The organism is Bacteroides sp. AF25-5LB (genome assembly GCF_003602965.1).
In the GTDB taxonomy this organism is placed as follows: domain Bacteria; phylum Bacteroidota; class Bacteroidia; order Bacteroidales; family Bacteroidaceae; genus Bacteroides; species Bacteroides uniformis.
The window spans coordinates 119551-135907 of record NZ_QTMC01000011.1 but is presented as its reverse complement, the minus strand read 5'-3'; the positions used below and the strand labels follow the sequence as shown (position 1 = coordinate 135907).

General features: G+C 50.6%; 8 protein-coding genes, 1 pseudogene and 2 riboswitches. Of the genes and pseudogenes, 5 read left to right on the top strand and 4 right to left on the bottom strand.

All coding sequences use genetic code 11. The features are described from left to right. Nucleotides 1-51: 51 nt before the first annotated feature. From DWY57_RS13340 to accC, 4 genes are all read right to left on the bottom strand, one after another. Nucleotides 52-1737: a putative transporter gene (locus tag DWY57_RS13340; RefSeq protein WP_009038541.1), complete on the bottom strand. Its 1686-nt coding sequence runs from the start codon at nt 1735-1737 to the stop codon at nt 52-54. Nucleotides 1738-1871: 134 nt separating this feature from the next. Further along, entirely contained in the window at nt 1872-3404 is a 1533-nt protein-coding gene (locus DWY57_RS13335) for an acyl-CoA carboxylase subunit beta (RefSeq protein WP_022401007.1), read from the bottom strand. 54 nt (nt 3405-3458) lie between these two features. Further along, complete coding sequence (locus DWY57_RS13330; RefSeq protein WP_005836686.1) at nt 3459-3974, bottom strand: acetyl-CoA carboxylase biotin carboxyl carrier protein subunit; 516 nt, start codon at nt 3972-3974, stop codon at nt 3459-3461. Between the two features lie 31 nt (nt 3975-4005). Beyond that, nucleotides 4006-5517, bottom strand: a complete 1512-nt coding sequence (accC, locus tag DWY57_RS13325) for an acetyl-CoA carboxylase biotin carboxylase subunit (protein ID WP_119961914.1) — start codon at nt 5515-5517, stop codon at nt 4006-4008. Nucleotides 5518-5651: 134 nt separating this feature from the next. Further along, nucleotides 5652-5857: riboswitch (cobalamin riboswitch) on the bottom strand. Between the two features lie 42 nt (nt 5858-5899). After that, nucleotides 5900-6108: riboswitch (cobalamin riboswitch) on the top strand. A gap of 121 nt (nt 6109-6229) precedes the next feature. Here accC and DWY57_RS13320 point away from each other — a divergent pair. The 5 genes and pseudogenes from DWY57_RS13320 (at nt 6230) to DWY57_RS13300 (ending at nt 16345) form a co-directional block, all read left to right on the top strand. Beyond that, nucleotides 6230-8590 (top strand): TonB-dependent receptor, encoded by a 2361-nt coding sequence (locus tag DWY57_RS13320; protein ID WP_119961913.1) that lies wholly within the window; start codon nt 6230-6232, stop codon nt 8588-8590. A 14-nt stretch (nt 8591-8604) separates the two neighbouring features. Next, nucleotides 8605-9880, top strand: a pseudogene (locus tag DWY57_RS13315) (hypothetical protein). Between the two features lie 3 nt (nt 9881-9883). Further along, nucleotides 9884-10831 (top strand): sirohydrochlorin cobaltochelatase, encoded by a 948-nt coding sequence (locus DWY57_RS13310; protein WP_119961912.1) that lies wholly within the window; start codon nt 9884-9886, stop codon nt 10829-10831. Between the two features lie 69 nt (nt 10832-10900). Next, a complete protein-coding gene (locus DWY57_RS13305) occupies nt 10901-12415 on the top strand; it encodes a PepSY domain-containing protein (protein WP_119961911.1) in 1515 nt (504 codons plus the stop codon). A gap of 15 nt (nt 12416-12430) precedes the next feature. Next, entirely contained in the window at nt 12431-16345 is a 3915-nt protein-coding gene (locus DWY57_RS13300) for a cobaltochelatase subunit CobN (RefSeq protein ID WP_119961910.1), read from the top strand. Nucleotides 16346-16357: the final 12 nt, after the last annotated feature.

Genomic DNA, 16357 nt, shown 5'->3' with positions numbered 1-16357 from the left:
CATTACTTGTTATCAAATCAACCTATGTACCATAGATTATCTATGGTGAAACTACGCCAGTGCCAGTATCAGCAACTGAGCCGTCAGCACCCGCAGGAACATAGCCAGCGGATAGACCGTGGCGTATCCCACCGCAGGGGCATCGCAGGATGTCAAGTCCGAGGAATAGGCCAATGCAGGTGGATTGGTGTTAGCTCCGGACAGCACACCTATCAGCGTATAGTAGTTCAGCTTCCAGAAATAGCGCCCCATGAATCCTGTCACCAGCAACGGAACGACCGTGATGATGGCCCCATAGCCAATCCACACATAGCCGCCTTCGTAGATAATGGTATCGATGAATCCCTTTCCTGCACCCAACCCCACGCAGGCCAGGAACAAGGCGATACCGATTTCGCGTATCATCAGATTGGCACTCATCGTCGTGTAGGTTATCAGCTTATATTGAGGCCCGAAACGGCTGATGAGGATGGAAACCACCAACGGTCCGCCGGCCAGTCCCAGTTTCACGGGTTGGGGAATGCCGGGGAACATGAACGGCAGACTGCCCAAGATACATCCCAGGGCAATACCCAGGAAGATAGGAATCAAGTTGGGATGGTTGAGACGCTTCAGCGAGTTACCCAGCACCTTCTCCGCATGGCTCACGGCAAGCTCACTGCCTACAATCGTCACACGGTCTCCCATCTGCAACTGCAAGTGGGGAGTTGCCACCAGGTCCACGCCCGAACGGTTGATACGGGTGATGCAGGCACCGAAGTTGTTACGTATCTTGAGCTGAGACAGAGACTTGCCGTTCAGTTCCGGCTTGGTGATGAGGATGCGGCGTGAAATCAAGTTCTTGTCCTCCCGTTCCCACTCCACCGAAATTTTTCTTCCGAAGAAGGCAACAATGGCCTCCACATCTTTCGGGTTGGCAATGAACAGAATTTCATCCTGCATGTGCAGCACCGTATCGGCATTCGCCAGTTCTGTTTCCTGACTGCCGGTGTGCCGGATGCGGGAGATGACAAACGCACGGTTCAACAATGGTTTCACATCTCTGATCCGCTTGCCGTCTATTGCCTCATTGCGTATCTCTACCGATATGGGACGCACGGTCAGCTCCTGCAGATGACCCAGCCCGTGCTCGGCATCCTCCTCTTCTTTTTGGGTGTTAATCCGCATGAAAATCTTCAAGGCTAGCAGCGCCAGGATGCAGCCCACCACACCCAGCGGATAGGCAACGGCATATCCGAGTGCGATTTCCGGAGCATCCACCCCGTTGAGGTCACTGTTTGCCTGCTGGGCAGCACCCAGACCGGGGGTATTGGTCACGGCTCCGGACAAGATACCCACCATCGTAGTAATGGGGATTCCGGTGGCAAAGTGCAACACAATGGTGATAACCACGCTGAGGAAGACGGAAAGCATTGCTACCATGTTCAGCGTAAGTCCGCCCTTCTTGAAAGCGGAGAAGAATCCCGGTCCCACTTGCAGACCGATGGAATAGACAAACAGTATCAAGCCGAACTCCTTCAGGAAGTGCAGCAGATGTTCGTCGAGGTTCATGTCGAAATGTCCGAAGACAATGCCCACAAACAAAATCCAAGTGACACCCAGCGAGATGCCTGCCACCTTCAACTTGCCCAGCATGATACCGAAGGTGATGACCAGGGACAGAATCAGGACAGAGTGTGCCACTCCTCCGCCCCAAAGATTGGGATAACCCTCAAAGAGGTTTCTTAATAGTTCCATAGTTTCTATCTTTAGTTTTTAGTTTTTACTTTTCAACCTTACTGTTTAATTCTTAATTCTCTATTTAAAAAGTGTATCCCCACAGAAATCACTTCTCCGGGGATACGCATTTCACACATAAAAAATAACTACTATTATAAAGGCATGTTGCCGTGCTTTTTCGGTGGATTGCTCTGATTCTTGTTGTGCGCCATCTCCAATGCCTGCACTAGCTTGTAGCGGGTATCGCGCGGCATGATGACCTCATCTATGAGGCCACGCTCGGCGGCGCGGTAAGGGTTGGAGAACTTGTCTTCATACTCCTTGATAATCTCCTGCTTCTCTTCGGCAGAGGACTTGCGGTAGAGGATGTTCACTGCACCCTCGGCACCCATCACGGCGATTTCCGCCTGCGGATAAGCCAGGTTCACGTCGGCACCCGTCGGCTTGCTGGACATCACGATGTAGGCGCCGCCGTATGCCTTGCGGGTAATCAGCGTTATCTTGGGCACGGTAGCCTCAGCGTAGGCATAGACAATCTTGGCGCCGTGGCGGATGATGCCGTTGTGCTCCTGCATCGTTCCGGGCAAGAAGCCGGGAACATCTTCGAAGGTTATCAGCGGGATGTTGAAGCAGTCGCAGAAACGAATGAAACGTGCCGCCTTGTCGCTGGCATCAATATCGAGCACACCCGCCAGATAGGCAGGCTGGTTTGCCACGATACCTACCGAACGCCCGTTCAGGCGACCAAAACCGATAACGACGTTCTTGGCAAAGTGAGGCATCACTTCGAAGAAGTACTGGTTGTCCAGCACCGGTTCTATAATATCCTTGATGTCATAGGGCATGTTCGGGTCTTCGGGGATGACGGTCTGAAGCGTCTCTACCCGGCGATGGATATCGTCGGAGCAGGGAGTGAAGGGAGCATCCTCCATATTGTTGGACGGCAGGAAACTCAGCAGCTCGCGGATGCTCATCAGTGTCTCCTCCTCCGTATTGCACATGAAGTGGGTAACGCCGCTCTTGCTGCTATGCGTATAGGCACCGCCCAGTTCCTCCTTGTCCACCTCCTCGTGGGTCACGGTCTTTACCACGTCCGGACCGGTGATGAACATGTGGCTCTGCTCCTTTACCATGAAGATAAAGTCGGTAAGCGCCGGAGAGTAGCATGCCCCACCGGCACACGGTCCCAGAATGGCAGATATCTGCGGGATGACACCCGACGCAATGGTGTTCTGATAGAAGATGGAGGCATAGCCTGCCAAGCTGTTCACACCTTCCTGAATGCGCGCGCCGCCCGAATCGTTGAGGGCAATGACGGGAGCACCGTTCTTCAGGGCAAGCTGCTGCACCTTTACAATCTTTGCGGCATTCGTCTCGCTGAGCGAACCGCCGTGCGCCGTGAAGTCGTAGGCATAGACAAATACAAGGCGGCCGTCTATCTTTCCGTAACCGGACACCATGCCGTCTCCGGCAATCTGCTTCTTCTCCATACCGAAGTTGGTGCAGCGATGGTTCACGAACTTGTCCAGCTCATTGAACGAGCCTTTGTCCAGCAGCATGTCAATACGTTCGCGGGCAGTCATGCGGCCGGAGGCGTGTTGTTTCTCTATCTTGTCTACGCCCCCACCCAGCGAGGCACGTTTGTCCAGTTCCTCAAACTGGCGGTATATTTCTTCTCTGTTCATATTTGCATTTACAATTTAGTGATTTATAATATACGGACTGAATGCGACTCGGGATTATTCCTCCTTTATCAACTCCAATTCAATCAATACCTGGTTGGCATTCACCGGTTCGCCCTCGCTCACGAGAATGTTGCGGACGATGCAGTCGGCATTCACCTTATAGTTACTCTGCATCTTCATGGCTTCCAGCACCACGGCAATGTCTCCGGCAGCCAGTCGGTCGCCCACCTTGACGGGGATGCTTACCACCTTGCCCGGCATCGGAGCCAAAATCTTGTCGCCCTGCTTCTCATCGGCTCCTTTCTTCATGTGCAGATACTTGGCTTGCGTGTCTACAATGTCTACGTGGAAGGAACGCTGGAGCATGCTGATGTCATAGCTCTTTCCTCCCTCGCCGCGCACAAGGCCTGCGTTGAACGAGTTTCCGTTGTGCAGGATGGAGCAACTTCCGTTCTCCGCCATCACAATGTCCACTTCGTAGGGCTTTCCGTCAATGGTAAGCTGAACCTTATTTCCTTCCTTACCCACCAGGGTAATGTCTGCTATACGGTCTCCTATATGTATTTCCATTATTAAATCTCCATTATCAATTTTCCATTCCTTAAATCCTAAGCACTCCCTTCTGCAAGCCGAATTCCCTCCAACGGCTGATGGGGCGGCCATCGGACAGCTGTGCCGAAACGTTCTCCTCCAGATTAACCAGATAGTCCATATAGGCGGCTATCATGGCAATGTTCTCCAACTCTTCGTTGGTGGTATTGGTGCGTACCAGCATGCGGGCGTTCTTCTCGATAAAGAGGGTGTTGTACTCTCCCTTCACAAAGTCGGGCACGTGCATGATGCGCTTCAGATAGGCAAGGTTGGTCTTTACGCCCGTAATCTTGTACTCGTAGAGCACACGGCGCATACGCTCGATGGCATACTGGCGGGTGGTTGCCCATACGATGAGCTTACCTATCATGGGGTCGTAGTAGATGGGGATTTCATAGCCGTCGTACACGTAGCTGTCAATGCGGACACCGATTCCGTTCGGCTCCGTCAGTTGCTTGATGACACCGGGAGACGGCATGAAGTTGTTCTCCGTATCTTCGGCACAGATGCGGCACTCTATGGCATGGCCGCGCTGGAACAGGTCCTCCTGCTTGAGGTGCAGCACCTCGTCGTTGGCAATGCGGATTTGCTCTTTCACCAGGTCCACGCCTACCACTTCTTCCGTGATGGGGTGCTCTACTTGCAGGCGCGTATTCATTTCGAGGAAATAGAAACGGCGGTTCTTGTCTACCAGAAACTCGATGGTACCTGCACCGGAGTAGTTCACTGCCTTTGCTGCAGCAACCGCCTTCTCTCCCATTTCCCGGCGCAATTCCGGCGTAAGGAAGGGTGACGGGCTTTCTTCTACCACCTTCTGGTTGCGGCGTTGCACGGAGCATTCGCGGTCGAAAAGGTGGATAACGTTGCCGTGGTTGTCGCCCAATATCTGAAACTCGATGTGATGCGGTTCTTCCACGAACTTTTCCACATAGACCGTGTCGTCTCCAAAGGAGGACATGGACTCGGAGCGTGCCGTGTTGTAGGCTTCCACCACTTCGCTCTCGCTATGGATAAGGCGCATACCTTTACCACCGCCACCCATAGACGCCTTCAGCATCACGGGGTAGCCTATCTCGTTGCAGATGCGCACAGCTTCTTCGGCACTCTGCAAAGGTTGTTCCGTTCCGGGAACCACGGGTACGCCTGCCGCAATCATTCGCTTGCGGGCAGCTATCTTATCGCCCATCGCCTCCATCGTCTCGGCGGCGGGACCGATAAAGATAATCCCTTCCTCCTTGCAACGGCGTGCAAACTCCGAGTTCTCCGACAAAAAGCCGTAACCCGGATGGATGGCATCGGCACCGCATCGCTTTGCCGTGGCAATCACTTTTTCAATATTCAGATAACTCTCTTTTGCCACGGCCGGTCCTATCGGATAAGCCTCATCGGCATATGCCACATGATGAGAAGTACGGTCGGCATCGGAAAAGACGGCAACCGTAAGCAGTCCCATCTCCCGGCACGAACGCATGACGCGCAAGGCAATCTCACCTCTGTTGGCAATCAATACTTTCTTAATCATTTTACTTTTTCTTTAATATATAAAGGATATATATAGTCACACCACAATGCGGACATACCTTCAACAAAGGCATTCCATTTCTTGTTTAAATGTTCAACTAATATCTTCGTACTGTCTTCCTAACCCACGAGCAAAGGCAGCCTTTAATGAATGGCAGGTCTTCTGACTGACTCCTAATCCTGAAGCCTTCCCGATATTTCAATGCATATCAGTGGCAAGGGTGTTTTTCATGATATAAACGGAGCTTCACAGCAGCGGGACTGTCCGGGATTTACACCCGATTCCCTTTTAATCCAGATGATGGAAACATGCATCCGGAACCAATTCGCGGGCAAAGATAACAAAAATTATCAGGAGTATTCGCAAACCTAATAGTTTTTGTTATCTTTGTCCCAGTTTTGGTTTCACCTCTCCCGGTTCTGTTGGAGATGAGTGATGAAAAAGGGAATCAGGTGCAAATCCTGAACAGACCCGCTGCTGTAAGTCCTTCCAAAATCTTTGAATATTCTACAAGCCACTGTCCGCCCGGCGGATGGGAAGGCATTCAAAGAGGGATAAGTCAGAAGACCTGCCAAGACAACATAGTTTTAGTGCTTTCGGGGAATAAAGCAACAAAACATTGAGTCGAGGCATTCTTTATCCATATAAAGGAATCTTTCTCTTTGTTCATTTTTCCTTGAGGGCAAGTTACGAACGCTTATAAGGAACTGAAATGAGATTCATCACAGGACTGCTATTTACATTTATCTGCCTGCTTCCTGCAGGTAGTATGGCACAGAATAAGGTCACCTTATCCGGAAAAGTCATAGACCAGCACGGGACACCGGTATCCCAAGCCACCATCGCTGTGGAAAACACCACCTCCGGCACCTATACGGACGACCGGGGGAAGTATTCACTACAAGTCACTCCGGGTAAACATACCTTCGTCGTCTCCTTCCTGGGCTACCAAACCGTGAAACAAACTTTTGACATCCGACAGGATAAAAAACAGAACTTCACATTGCAGGAAAGCTCCGTGGCATTGAATTCTGTCGAAGTATACGGAAAGACCCAAACGCAGAAAGTGAAGGAAGGGGCCTTTGCTGTCAATGCACTCGACATCAAGCCGATAGTAAACTCTCTGAATAACCTCAACGACCTGGTGAACCGTACAACGGGCATTAAGGTGAGAGAGGAAGGCGGAGTTGGCTCGGACTTCGACCTCTCCATCAATGGAATGTCTGGTAATTCCATACGTTATTTCTTAGACGGAATACCATTGGACACAAAAGGCAGCGGCGTTTCATTGGCAAATCTGCCGGTCAATATCATCGACCGGATTGAAATTTATAAAGGAGTAGTACCTGCCAGTCTGGGTACAGATGCATTGGGAGGTGCCATCAATATCATTACAAAACAAGAGAAGAAGAACTATCTGGATGTCTCTTACGGTATCGGTTCCTTCCATACTCACAAGGCAGACTTGAATGCCCAGTTTGTAGAGCCTCGAACCGGACTGATCATTAAACCCACCTTTGGGGTCAATTACTCCAAAAACGATTATATGATGAGAGATGTCGAAGTCTGGGATGAAGACAGCCGCAAATACATTCTGACTGACCGTAGACGCTTCCATGATGACTATTTTTCACTGTTCGGACAAATGGAAATCGGCTTTGCCAATAAGTCCTGGGCAGATGCTTTTTTTGTTTCCGCCTCTTACTCCAAAGTAGACAAGGAGTTGCAGACAGGCTCTGTACAGAGTAAGGTATATGGAATGGCAGAAAGAGGCTCCGATGCATGGAACATTTCAGCCCGCTATCAAAAGCATAATTTCATTTGGAAGAACATGCAGCTGAATGCCGCACTCTCGCACACTTGGGACCATTCATTGACCACAGATACAGCCTACCGTAAGTATGACTGGAACGGAGATTATATCGTAAGCTCACGTAACGAAATCACAGGACGGGGCCGTTCGATGCGCCATTACAAACGTCCCCTGACCATTGGCCGCGCCAATTTGGACTATCGGTTGAACAACCATCACTCCCTCAACCTAAACTATCTATTAAGCCGCATCGGCAATGACCGCTATGATGAAGCGGATACTGATTTTGAAGCCTCCAATGATATTCTGGCAAAACATGTGACAGGCTTCTCCTACAATCAGTCCCTTCTCGAAGAAAAAATGAGCAATACCTTTTTTGTAAAGAACTACATCAACCACCTGAATATCCGGCAAACGGATTTATCCAGCATCACCGGGTCGAAGGATGTAAAAGGGACAATAACCAAAAAGTATTGGGGCTACGGTATCGGTTCACGCTACACAGCCATAAAACCTTTATCCATTAAAATTTCCTATGAGCACAGCGTCCGGCTACCCCTTGCCCGCGAATTATTGGGAAACGGTACCACCATATATGCCAATGTAGCCTTGAAACCCGAAAGCAGCGACAACATCAATCTGGGTATCTTCGGCACATGGCATCCTGCCCCCGGCCATACACTTTATTATGAAGCAAACGGTTTCCTGCGCTATGTGGACGACTATATCCAAGCCACCGTAGAAACCAAAGAAGGTATGATGCAATATAAGAATGTTCCGGCTGTACATATCAAGGGCATAGAAGGAGAAGTACGTTACGACTGGCAAAGCAAGTTACAGCTTGCCACCAATGTCAGTTTTCAAGAGGCACGCGACCAGAACAGATACAAGACTGACGGGAAGCCTTCGGCAACTTACAACAACCGGGTACCCAACCGCCCCTGGCTCTTCGGAAGTGCAGAAGCAAGCTATCTTTTCCACAATGTGGTTCTGCCCGAAAGCAAATTACGGCTGAGTTGCAGTTATCAGTGGGTGCACTGGTTCTTCCTGACATGGGAGGCCTATGGCTCTCGCGAAAGCAAGGCACGCATCCCGGCACAACACATTTGCAATGCCGACATCACCTATTCATGGAAACGAGGACGATACAATATTTCGCTGGAATGCTCGAACCTACTCGACAAATTGGCTTATGACAACTATAAACTGCAAAAGCCCGGACGAGCATTCTTCGCCAAATTCAGATTATTCATCAACTAACTAATTTTATTAAAATGAAACGACTAAATCTTTTATCCGGTATCCTTATGGCCGTAGCCATGACCTTATCATTCAGTGCATGTTCCGACAACAACGATCCAGACCCCACCCCGGATCCAGACCCGCAACCGGAACTTTCCGATTATCACTTTGATATTTTTATGACTATCGGCAAACACGGTGGTATGAACCAGGGTGACGGTACCATTGTAAAAAGTGTAAGCCTTACGGCAGATATGGGAGTCATTGACATAAAGAATGACGGCGTTGAGTTCAGAAGTGAAAACAACACTTATTCCATGGAAGCCATTGTCAAAGGGAAATACTATTATCAAGTGCCAAACTCAAACGACCGATTTACTAAATTGCAGGTAACCGGTAATTCCATCAAAATAGTCCAAGAACAAACATTTGTACAGAATACCTTCAAAGTACGCGGCTACACACATGCCTGGCTGGATGACCATACCCTGATTATCATGGCAGCCAATGGTAATGCGGACAAAGTTATCTGGACCAAGCTGAATGCTGACGACATGCGTATCCTTGCCGAAGGAACACTGGACCTTCCTTTGCCAGAAGGAGCAAAAGTATTCACAGCTTCCGGCATTCTGACCTACAACGAAAAGGCCGGTAAATTATATTGGTAAAGACAAATCAGGCAGAGGTGGAAAGGCAACCTCAAACTTCCTGACAGCAGTTATCAATCCCTCGGACATGAAAGTGGAAAGTAACAAGGTCAATACCCTTGCCGGAGAAATGGCGGGAAGCGCTTACGGAGAACTGATGCAAAGTTGCGTGATGTATGATGCAGACGGTAACCTCTACTTGGCTGCATTCACTGATGCCAATGACATGGAACAAGGTCATCTGCTCCGCATCAGGAAAGGTGAAACAGACTTCGATGCAAGCTATGAGGGATATCCCAACGCCGACGGTAAACTGCTCACCATCCAAAACCTGGGTAACGGTAAAGCCCTTGTGTATGCACGTAATGATGCAGCCGGTACTGCCATCGACAGCTACAGCCACTATTATTCTATCATCAACATCAATACCGGAACACAAGAACGCTTGAGTTATAACGGACAAGAAATACCTTACAGTGGCGGACGATTTGCACAACGCTCCGTTATTATAGACGGTAAGGCATACATCGGCGTAAATACAGAAAAAGCCAATCCTTGTATCTACATCTATGACATAGCAACCGGTAAAGTAGAAAAAGGCGCAGAAATTGCCGAAGGTTATTATTTCGATATGCTTAGAGTTGTTGAAAACGATAAATAATCTATGAACAAGATTCTTTCTTTATTACTTTTACTAAGCACCTCCCTCCTTTGCCATGCGCACGGGGGAGGCAATTACGAGCACAGCGATATGCTTGCAAGTATGAAACCCGGTGACAAGGCCGCCCTGCTCATGGTGCACTTCGGCACTACGCATGACGATACCCGTGCCCTCACCATTGATGCCATCAACGCCAAGGCACAAGCTGCCTTCCCGGAGTTGAAGTTCCAAGAAGCCTATACGTCGCGTATCATTATCCGCCGCTTGAAAGAGCGCGGCACCACGAAGCTGACTCCACTGGATGCCATGCTGAAACTGCGCAGCGAAGGTTACACACACCTCATCGTGCAGAGCACCAACATCATTGACGGAGTAGAAATGGAATCACTCCGCAGGGATGTGGAAAGTGCACTGCCCTTCTTCAAGGAAATACGTGTAGGTACTCCCCTGCTCTACTCTATCGAAGATGCAGAGAAGGTGGCAGATATTCTGGGCAACCGCTACAACGCCCCAGCACAAGGCAAGAAAGTTTCCAAAGAACACTTCGTCCTTGTGGGGCACGGTACCTATACCCCTAGTACCGCCATCTACAGTCAGATGGATTATATGCTGAAAGCAGGCGGACTGGCCAATTTCCATGTGGGTACCATCGAAGGTTATCCTACCTTTGACACCATGCTGGCACAACTGAAAGCCGGGAAAGCCAAACGTGTGACCCTCATACCCTTCATGTTTGTTGCCGGAGACCATGCCAAAAACGACATTGCCGGAGAGTGGAAGGAGATGCTCGAGAAAGAAGGCTTCACCGTCAGTGCACAACTGGAAGGACTGGGACAAATTCCGGAAATTCAAGAAATATTCATTGACCATATCCGTTTCGGACTGAAGCACCGCATGCTGGACATCATGACGAAGAAGGCGGCCTATGCTGCCGGAAAAGACACTGAATAATATACCCATTAGTGGGTATTTAGTGTTCTTGAATCATCTTGTACTTTTGCAGGAAAAACGCGAACGACAATGAATGTTATCACCAAACTGATGTACTCTATTCATAGGATACTGGGCACTTTGCTCTGTATCCTATTTCTCATGTGGTTCCTCTCCGCCTTCGTGATGATGTACCACCGCTTTCCCCGTGTCAGCGCCAAGGAGAAAATGCAAAAGCTGGAAATGCTCTCCCAAGCCGGAGACTCACTTCCGGACATCTCCTCCGTCACAGCCCGCCTGCCCCGTGGCGTAAAGGTCAGGTCTACGATACTGAACCTCAATGCCGGACACCCCGAGTTCAGCTTTAGTACCACAAAAGGCACGTTTCATTTCCTTGCCGATTCCACCATCTCACGACCCTCTTTGGACAGCGAGCACCTGCACCGGACAGCAGCTTTGTGGTGTTCTTCTCCCATTACCCGCATCGACACCCTCCACTCTCTGGACCAATGGATTCCCTTCGCTGAACTGAAAAAGGAAATGCCCGTCTATAAAATATACTTTGCCGACGATGCCGGGACACAACTCTATCTCGGCTCGCAAAACGGCGAAGTCTTGCAGTTCTCCAACAAAAGCGAACGCTTCTGGGCATGGCTGGGAGCCATCCCCCACTGGGTGTACTTCACCTGGCTGCGGCAGGACACCGCCCTTTGGACTAAAACCGTCATCTGGCTCACAGCTCTGGGCTGCCTCATGGTTATTGCCGGCATCTGGGTAACTGTGGATGTATGGCGCAAGACACACCGCAACCGTCACTCCAAATTCTCTCCCTACCGAAAAAGGTGGTATCACTGGCACTACGTCAGCGGAATATTTTTCGGCATCTTCGTACTGACCTTCACCTTCAGCGGCATGATGTCTTTGGCAGACATTCCCGAATGGATTCATAAACCGGCACTGAAGAAAGGCAGCGCCACACGCACGCTCCATGCCCGTGCCCCACAACCGGAGGATTACCCCCTGGACTACCGCCGTATCATAGCCGCCTATCCCCAAGCTTTGCAGATAGAGTGGCGCAACTTCCGCGAACATCCCTACTACATCGTAAAAGACAGCAAAAACGAATATTACATCGATGCCACCGACAGCCTGCCGCGTCCGTTGCAACTCTCCGAAGAAGAAATCCTGAAAGGCGTGGAAAGCATTTATGCCTCCCGGCGTGATTCTTCACAACATATCCCCGGCATACGCATCTCCCGGCTCGAACATTTCGAGACCTACTATCGCGACATGAGCAATATGTATCGCGGACGCCCCCAGCTTCCCGTGTGGAAGATTACGGTGGACGACCCGGACCGGAGCGTCTATTACATTCACCCGGAAACGGGAATCATCCGCCATACAGACACTTCCTCCCGCTGGAAATACTGGAGCTATACAGCCCTGCACCGCATGCGTCTGCCCGGTCTGAACTCCAATGCCACCCTGCGCAAGACTGTGCTTTGGGTATTGCTGCTTGGAGGTACAGCCGTTTGCATCACGGGTGTGGCGTTAAGTGTGAATTATATAAGAAGAAAATGTTGCAAAAGACAAAAACTCTATTAACGAGAATAAACTTGTATGAATAAGAAAAGACTTGGAATATTCCTCGGCAGCATAGCCCTATTGATTGTCTGCAGCTTTGCGGCCTATCAATACTGGCTTGCTCCTACACGTATACTTATTATCAACGCAACCCTGGCACAAGCTGCCGACATTGCCCTGAACAATGACTGTGCCCGGATAGAAGTCAACTGCATCAAAAAAGAAGATGTGAAGGACCTTTCCGGCTATGACGCCATCGTGATGTACAGCAGGGGCTTGTATCTCGATGACAGCCAAGTTGCCGAAGTGGAACGGGTGGGTGCCGGCGGAGTACCGGTCTTTACCAATACGTTACGAAACTCCGCTTTCTCCATCAACTATAACATCACCAACGAGCAACAGCACACGTTGCGGGAGTACCTCAAGAACGGCAACAAACACAACTACCGGAATGCCTTACTCTACCTGCGCCACATTGCCACTCCCCACCGGTGGGGACACCAAGATTACGAGCCTCCCATCCCATTGCTAGAGAACATGTTCTACCACCGCGAATACGGCCGCTACTTCAGTACTCCGCAAGAGGTAACTGCCTATCTGAAAGAAAAAAATCTCTACCATGAGGACGGACGCAACCTTGCCCTGATTTCCGGACTCAACTTTCCGATGGAAGGAAACCGTGCCCACGTAGATTCCCTCATCTCCCGCTTGACACAAGCAGGCTTCAATGTCTACCCTTTCACTGCCGGAGGCCAACCGCGTGCCGATATGATACGTACCCTCCATCCCGATGCAGTAGTCTACCTGCCTATGGGACGGTTGGGCAATGACTCACTCATCAACTGGCTGCACCAGGAAAACATTCCTTTATTCATGCCTTTCCCGCTGATTCAGCCCCACGAGGAATGGCTGAACCCCAATACCCCCGTCAGCGGCGGTACGCTGACTGCCCGTATAGTGGTGCCGGAGATAGACGGAGGCATGCTGCCCCTCTGCATCGCCACCCAAAACAAAAACAAGCAGGGATATTATCTGTACACCGCCGAGAATGAACGGATAGATGCTGTAGTGGACCATATTACCAAATATATGTCCCTGAGAAACATGTCCAACAAAGAAAAACGTGTTGCCATCTGCTACTTCAAGACTCCGGGAAAAGACGCTCTGCTGGCAAGCGGAATGGAAGTGATTCCTTCACTCTACAACTTCTTGAAACGCCTGCACTCGGAAGGGTACGACGTCGGCGGACTGCCTGCCACTGTAGAGGAGTTCGGCAAGCGGATACATCGTGACGGTGCCGTCATGGGTTCGTATGCCAAAGGAGCGCAAGAACAGTTTTTGAAAACAGCACACCCGGTATGGTTGTCTACCGAGCAATACGAACAATGGGCACACGAAGTACTCCTTCCCGAGAAATATCAGGAAGTGACGGACAGATATGGAGATGCGCCCGGCAATCTGCTGGCAACAGAAGATAGTATCGCCATTGCCTGCCTGCAATTCGGCAATATCCTGCTCTTCCCCCAGCCCCGCCCGGCATTGGGAGATGATGAGTTCAAACTGGTGCACGGTATGCCGGTGGCGCCGCCCCACAGTTATCTGGCTCCTTATCTGTATATGCAAAAAGGTTTCAAAGCAGATGCGGTGATTCACTTCGGCACCCACGGCAACCTGGAATATACTCCCGGAAAGAATGTGGCACAGTCGCAGGCCGACTGGTCGGATGTACTGATTGGTAACCTCCCCCACTTCTACTTCTATACCACCGGAAACGTAGGCGAGGGTATCATTGCCAAACGCCGAACACATGCCGTACTGGTCACCCATCTCACTCCGCCCTACGTGGAGAGCGGTATGCGCCAACGCTATTCGGCCTTGCTGGAAGATATTCACAAAGTGCTGGACGAAGGGACTGCCAAACACCGGGCTCTGGGAATGAACATCAAAAAAGAGGCCATGCGCCTGGGGCTGCACCGCGACCTCAATCTGGATTCCATATCCGGCGAACCCTATACAGCCGAGGAGTTTGAACGTCTGGATGCCTTCACCGAAGAGATAGCCAACGAAAAGATACTGGGTGCGTACTACACCATGAACGAGCCTTATTCTGACCGCGACCTGCTGACTACCACTCTCGCCGTCGCTGCCGACCCGCTGGCATACGAAACGGCCCGCAAGGACCGCGATAAAGGTAAAATCACCACAAAGCAGTTGCAAGACTTTACCTATATAGCCCACCACTACTTGCCTGCTGCCAGGAAAAGACTGACTGCCTTACTCCAGAATCCACCCAAAGATACTGCATCTGTAGCACCGGAGCTTCGCCCCGCCCTGCTCTATCGCGAACAGTTGCTGGCCTCCACCGCCAACGAGCAAAATGCCATGGTGCGTGCACTCAGCGGGGAGACCGTATTTCCCGCTCCAGGAGGTGACCCCGTACTGAACCCGAACGTTCTGCCCACCGGACGCAACATGTACAGCATCAACGCCGAGAATACTCCCAACCCAAGGGCTTGGGAAGATGGGAAGCGATTGGCAGAAGCGACTTTAAAACAGTACATCGGCAAGCACGGCAAATATCCCCGGAAAGTAAGCTATACCTTCTGGGCAGGCGAATTCATCAATACGGAAGGAGCCACACTCGCTCAAGTATTCTGGATGTTGGGAGTAGAACCCGTACGCGATGACCAAGGCAGAGTGGTCGACTTGAAACTGGTGCCCAGCGAAGAACTGGGACGTCCGCGCATCAATGTGCTGGTGCAAGTCTCCGGGCAACTGCGCGACATCGCCGGTTCCCGCCTGAAACTACTGACCGATGCCATACGTCTGGCATCGGAAGCCGGGAATGAGACCTATTCCAACTACGTGGCATCAGGTACATTGTTGCAGGAAAAATTACTGGTAGAAAAGGGAACTTCCCCCAAACGTGCCCGTGAAATGTCTGTGATGCGTGTATTCGGACCGGTCAACAGCGGATACAGTACCGGTATGATGGCCTATACCGAGCACAGCGGTTCGTGGGAAAGCGAAAAGGAAATAGCGGAAGGATATCTCAACAATATGGGTGCCTCTTATGGGGACGACGAAAATTGGGGAGACGTCCAGGAAGGTTTGTTTGCCTCGGCACTGTCCGAAACGGATGTTGTCATCCAGCCCCGTCAAAGTAACACATGGGGCCCCATCTCTCTGGACCATGTATATGAATTTACGGGCGGACTCTCGCTCACCGTCAAAACCGTGACCGGCAAGGAACCGGATGCCTATATGGCAGACTACCGCAACCGGACCAACCGCCGCATGCAGGATGCCAAAGAGGCCATTGCCGTAGAGACACGTTCCACCGTCTTGAACCCTACCTTTATACAAGAGCGGATGAAAGGCGGGGAAGGTTCGGCGCAGATGTTCGGCGAAATCTTCCGCAACATCTTCGGCTGGCACGTTATGCGTCCGTCGGCCATAGACAAGGAACTGTTCAATGACTTATATAGAATATATATAAAGGATGAGAATAAGCTGGGCATTCACGAGTACTTCCTCCGTGTCAATCCCGCCGCATTCCAGGCCATGACAGCCGTCATGCTGGAAAGTGCCCGCAAAGGTTACTGGAAAGCATCTGATGAGCAACTGAAAACCACCGCCTCCTTGCATGCACAAATCACACGCGAGAAGGGTGCCGCCTGCACAGAGTTCGTTTGTGACAATACCAGGCTCCAATCGTTCGTTGCCGACCGGTTGAACAATAGTGAGAAGCAGACCTATACCCGAAACATGCAGGAGGTACACGAAGCATCCGTAACCAATGACAAGAATGTCGTACTGAAAGAACACAAACTGGCTTCCGAACAAACGGTACGTAAGAACAGAGTGAACGGAGTGATTGCAGGCAGTCTTGTCGTCATCACCTTCATCGGACTGGTCGTACTGTTGAAGAGAAGGAAAAAGAATAAATAGAAACAGAGTATT

Bases quoted from the DNA above. Each gene is read 5' to 3' on its own strand.
- DWY57_RS13330 (WP_005836686.1), bottom strand. From the start codon at position 3,974: ATGGAAATACATATAGGAGACCGTATAGCAGACATTACCCTGGTGGGT.
- DWY57_RS13320 (WP_119961913.1), top strand. From the start codon at position 6,230: ATGAGATTCATCACAGGACTGCTATTTACATTTATCTGCCTGCTTCCT.
- DWY57_RS13300 (WP_119961910.1), top strand. From the start codon at position 12,431: ATGAATAAGAAAAGACTTGGAATATTCCTCGGCAGCATAGCCCTATTG.
- accC (WP_119961914.1), bottom strand. From the start codon at position 5,517: ATGATTAAGAAAGTATTGATTGCCAACAGAGGTGAGATTGCCTTGCGC.
- DWY57_RS13340 (WP_009038541.1), bottom strand. From the start codon at position 1,737: ATGGAACTATTAAGAAACCTCTTTGAGGGTTATCCCAATCTTTGGGGC.
- DWY57_RS13310 (WP_119961912.1), top strand. From the start codon at position 9,884: ATGAACAAGATTCTTTCTTTATTACTTTTACTAAGCACCTCCCTCCTT.
- DWY57_RS13335 (WP_022401007.1), bottom strand. From the start codon at position 3,404: ATGAACAGAGAAGAAATATACCGCCAGTTTGAGGAACTGGACAAACGT.
- DWY57_RS13305 (WP_119961911.1), top strand. From the start codon at position 10,901: ATGAATGTTATCACCAAACTGATGTACTCTATTCATAGGATACTGGGC.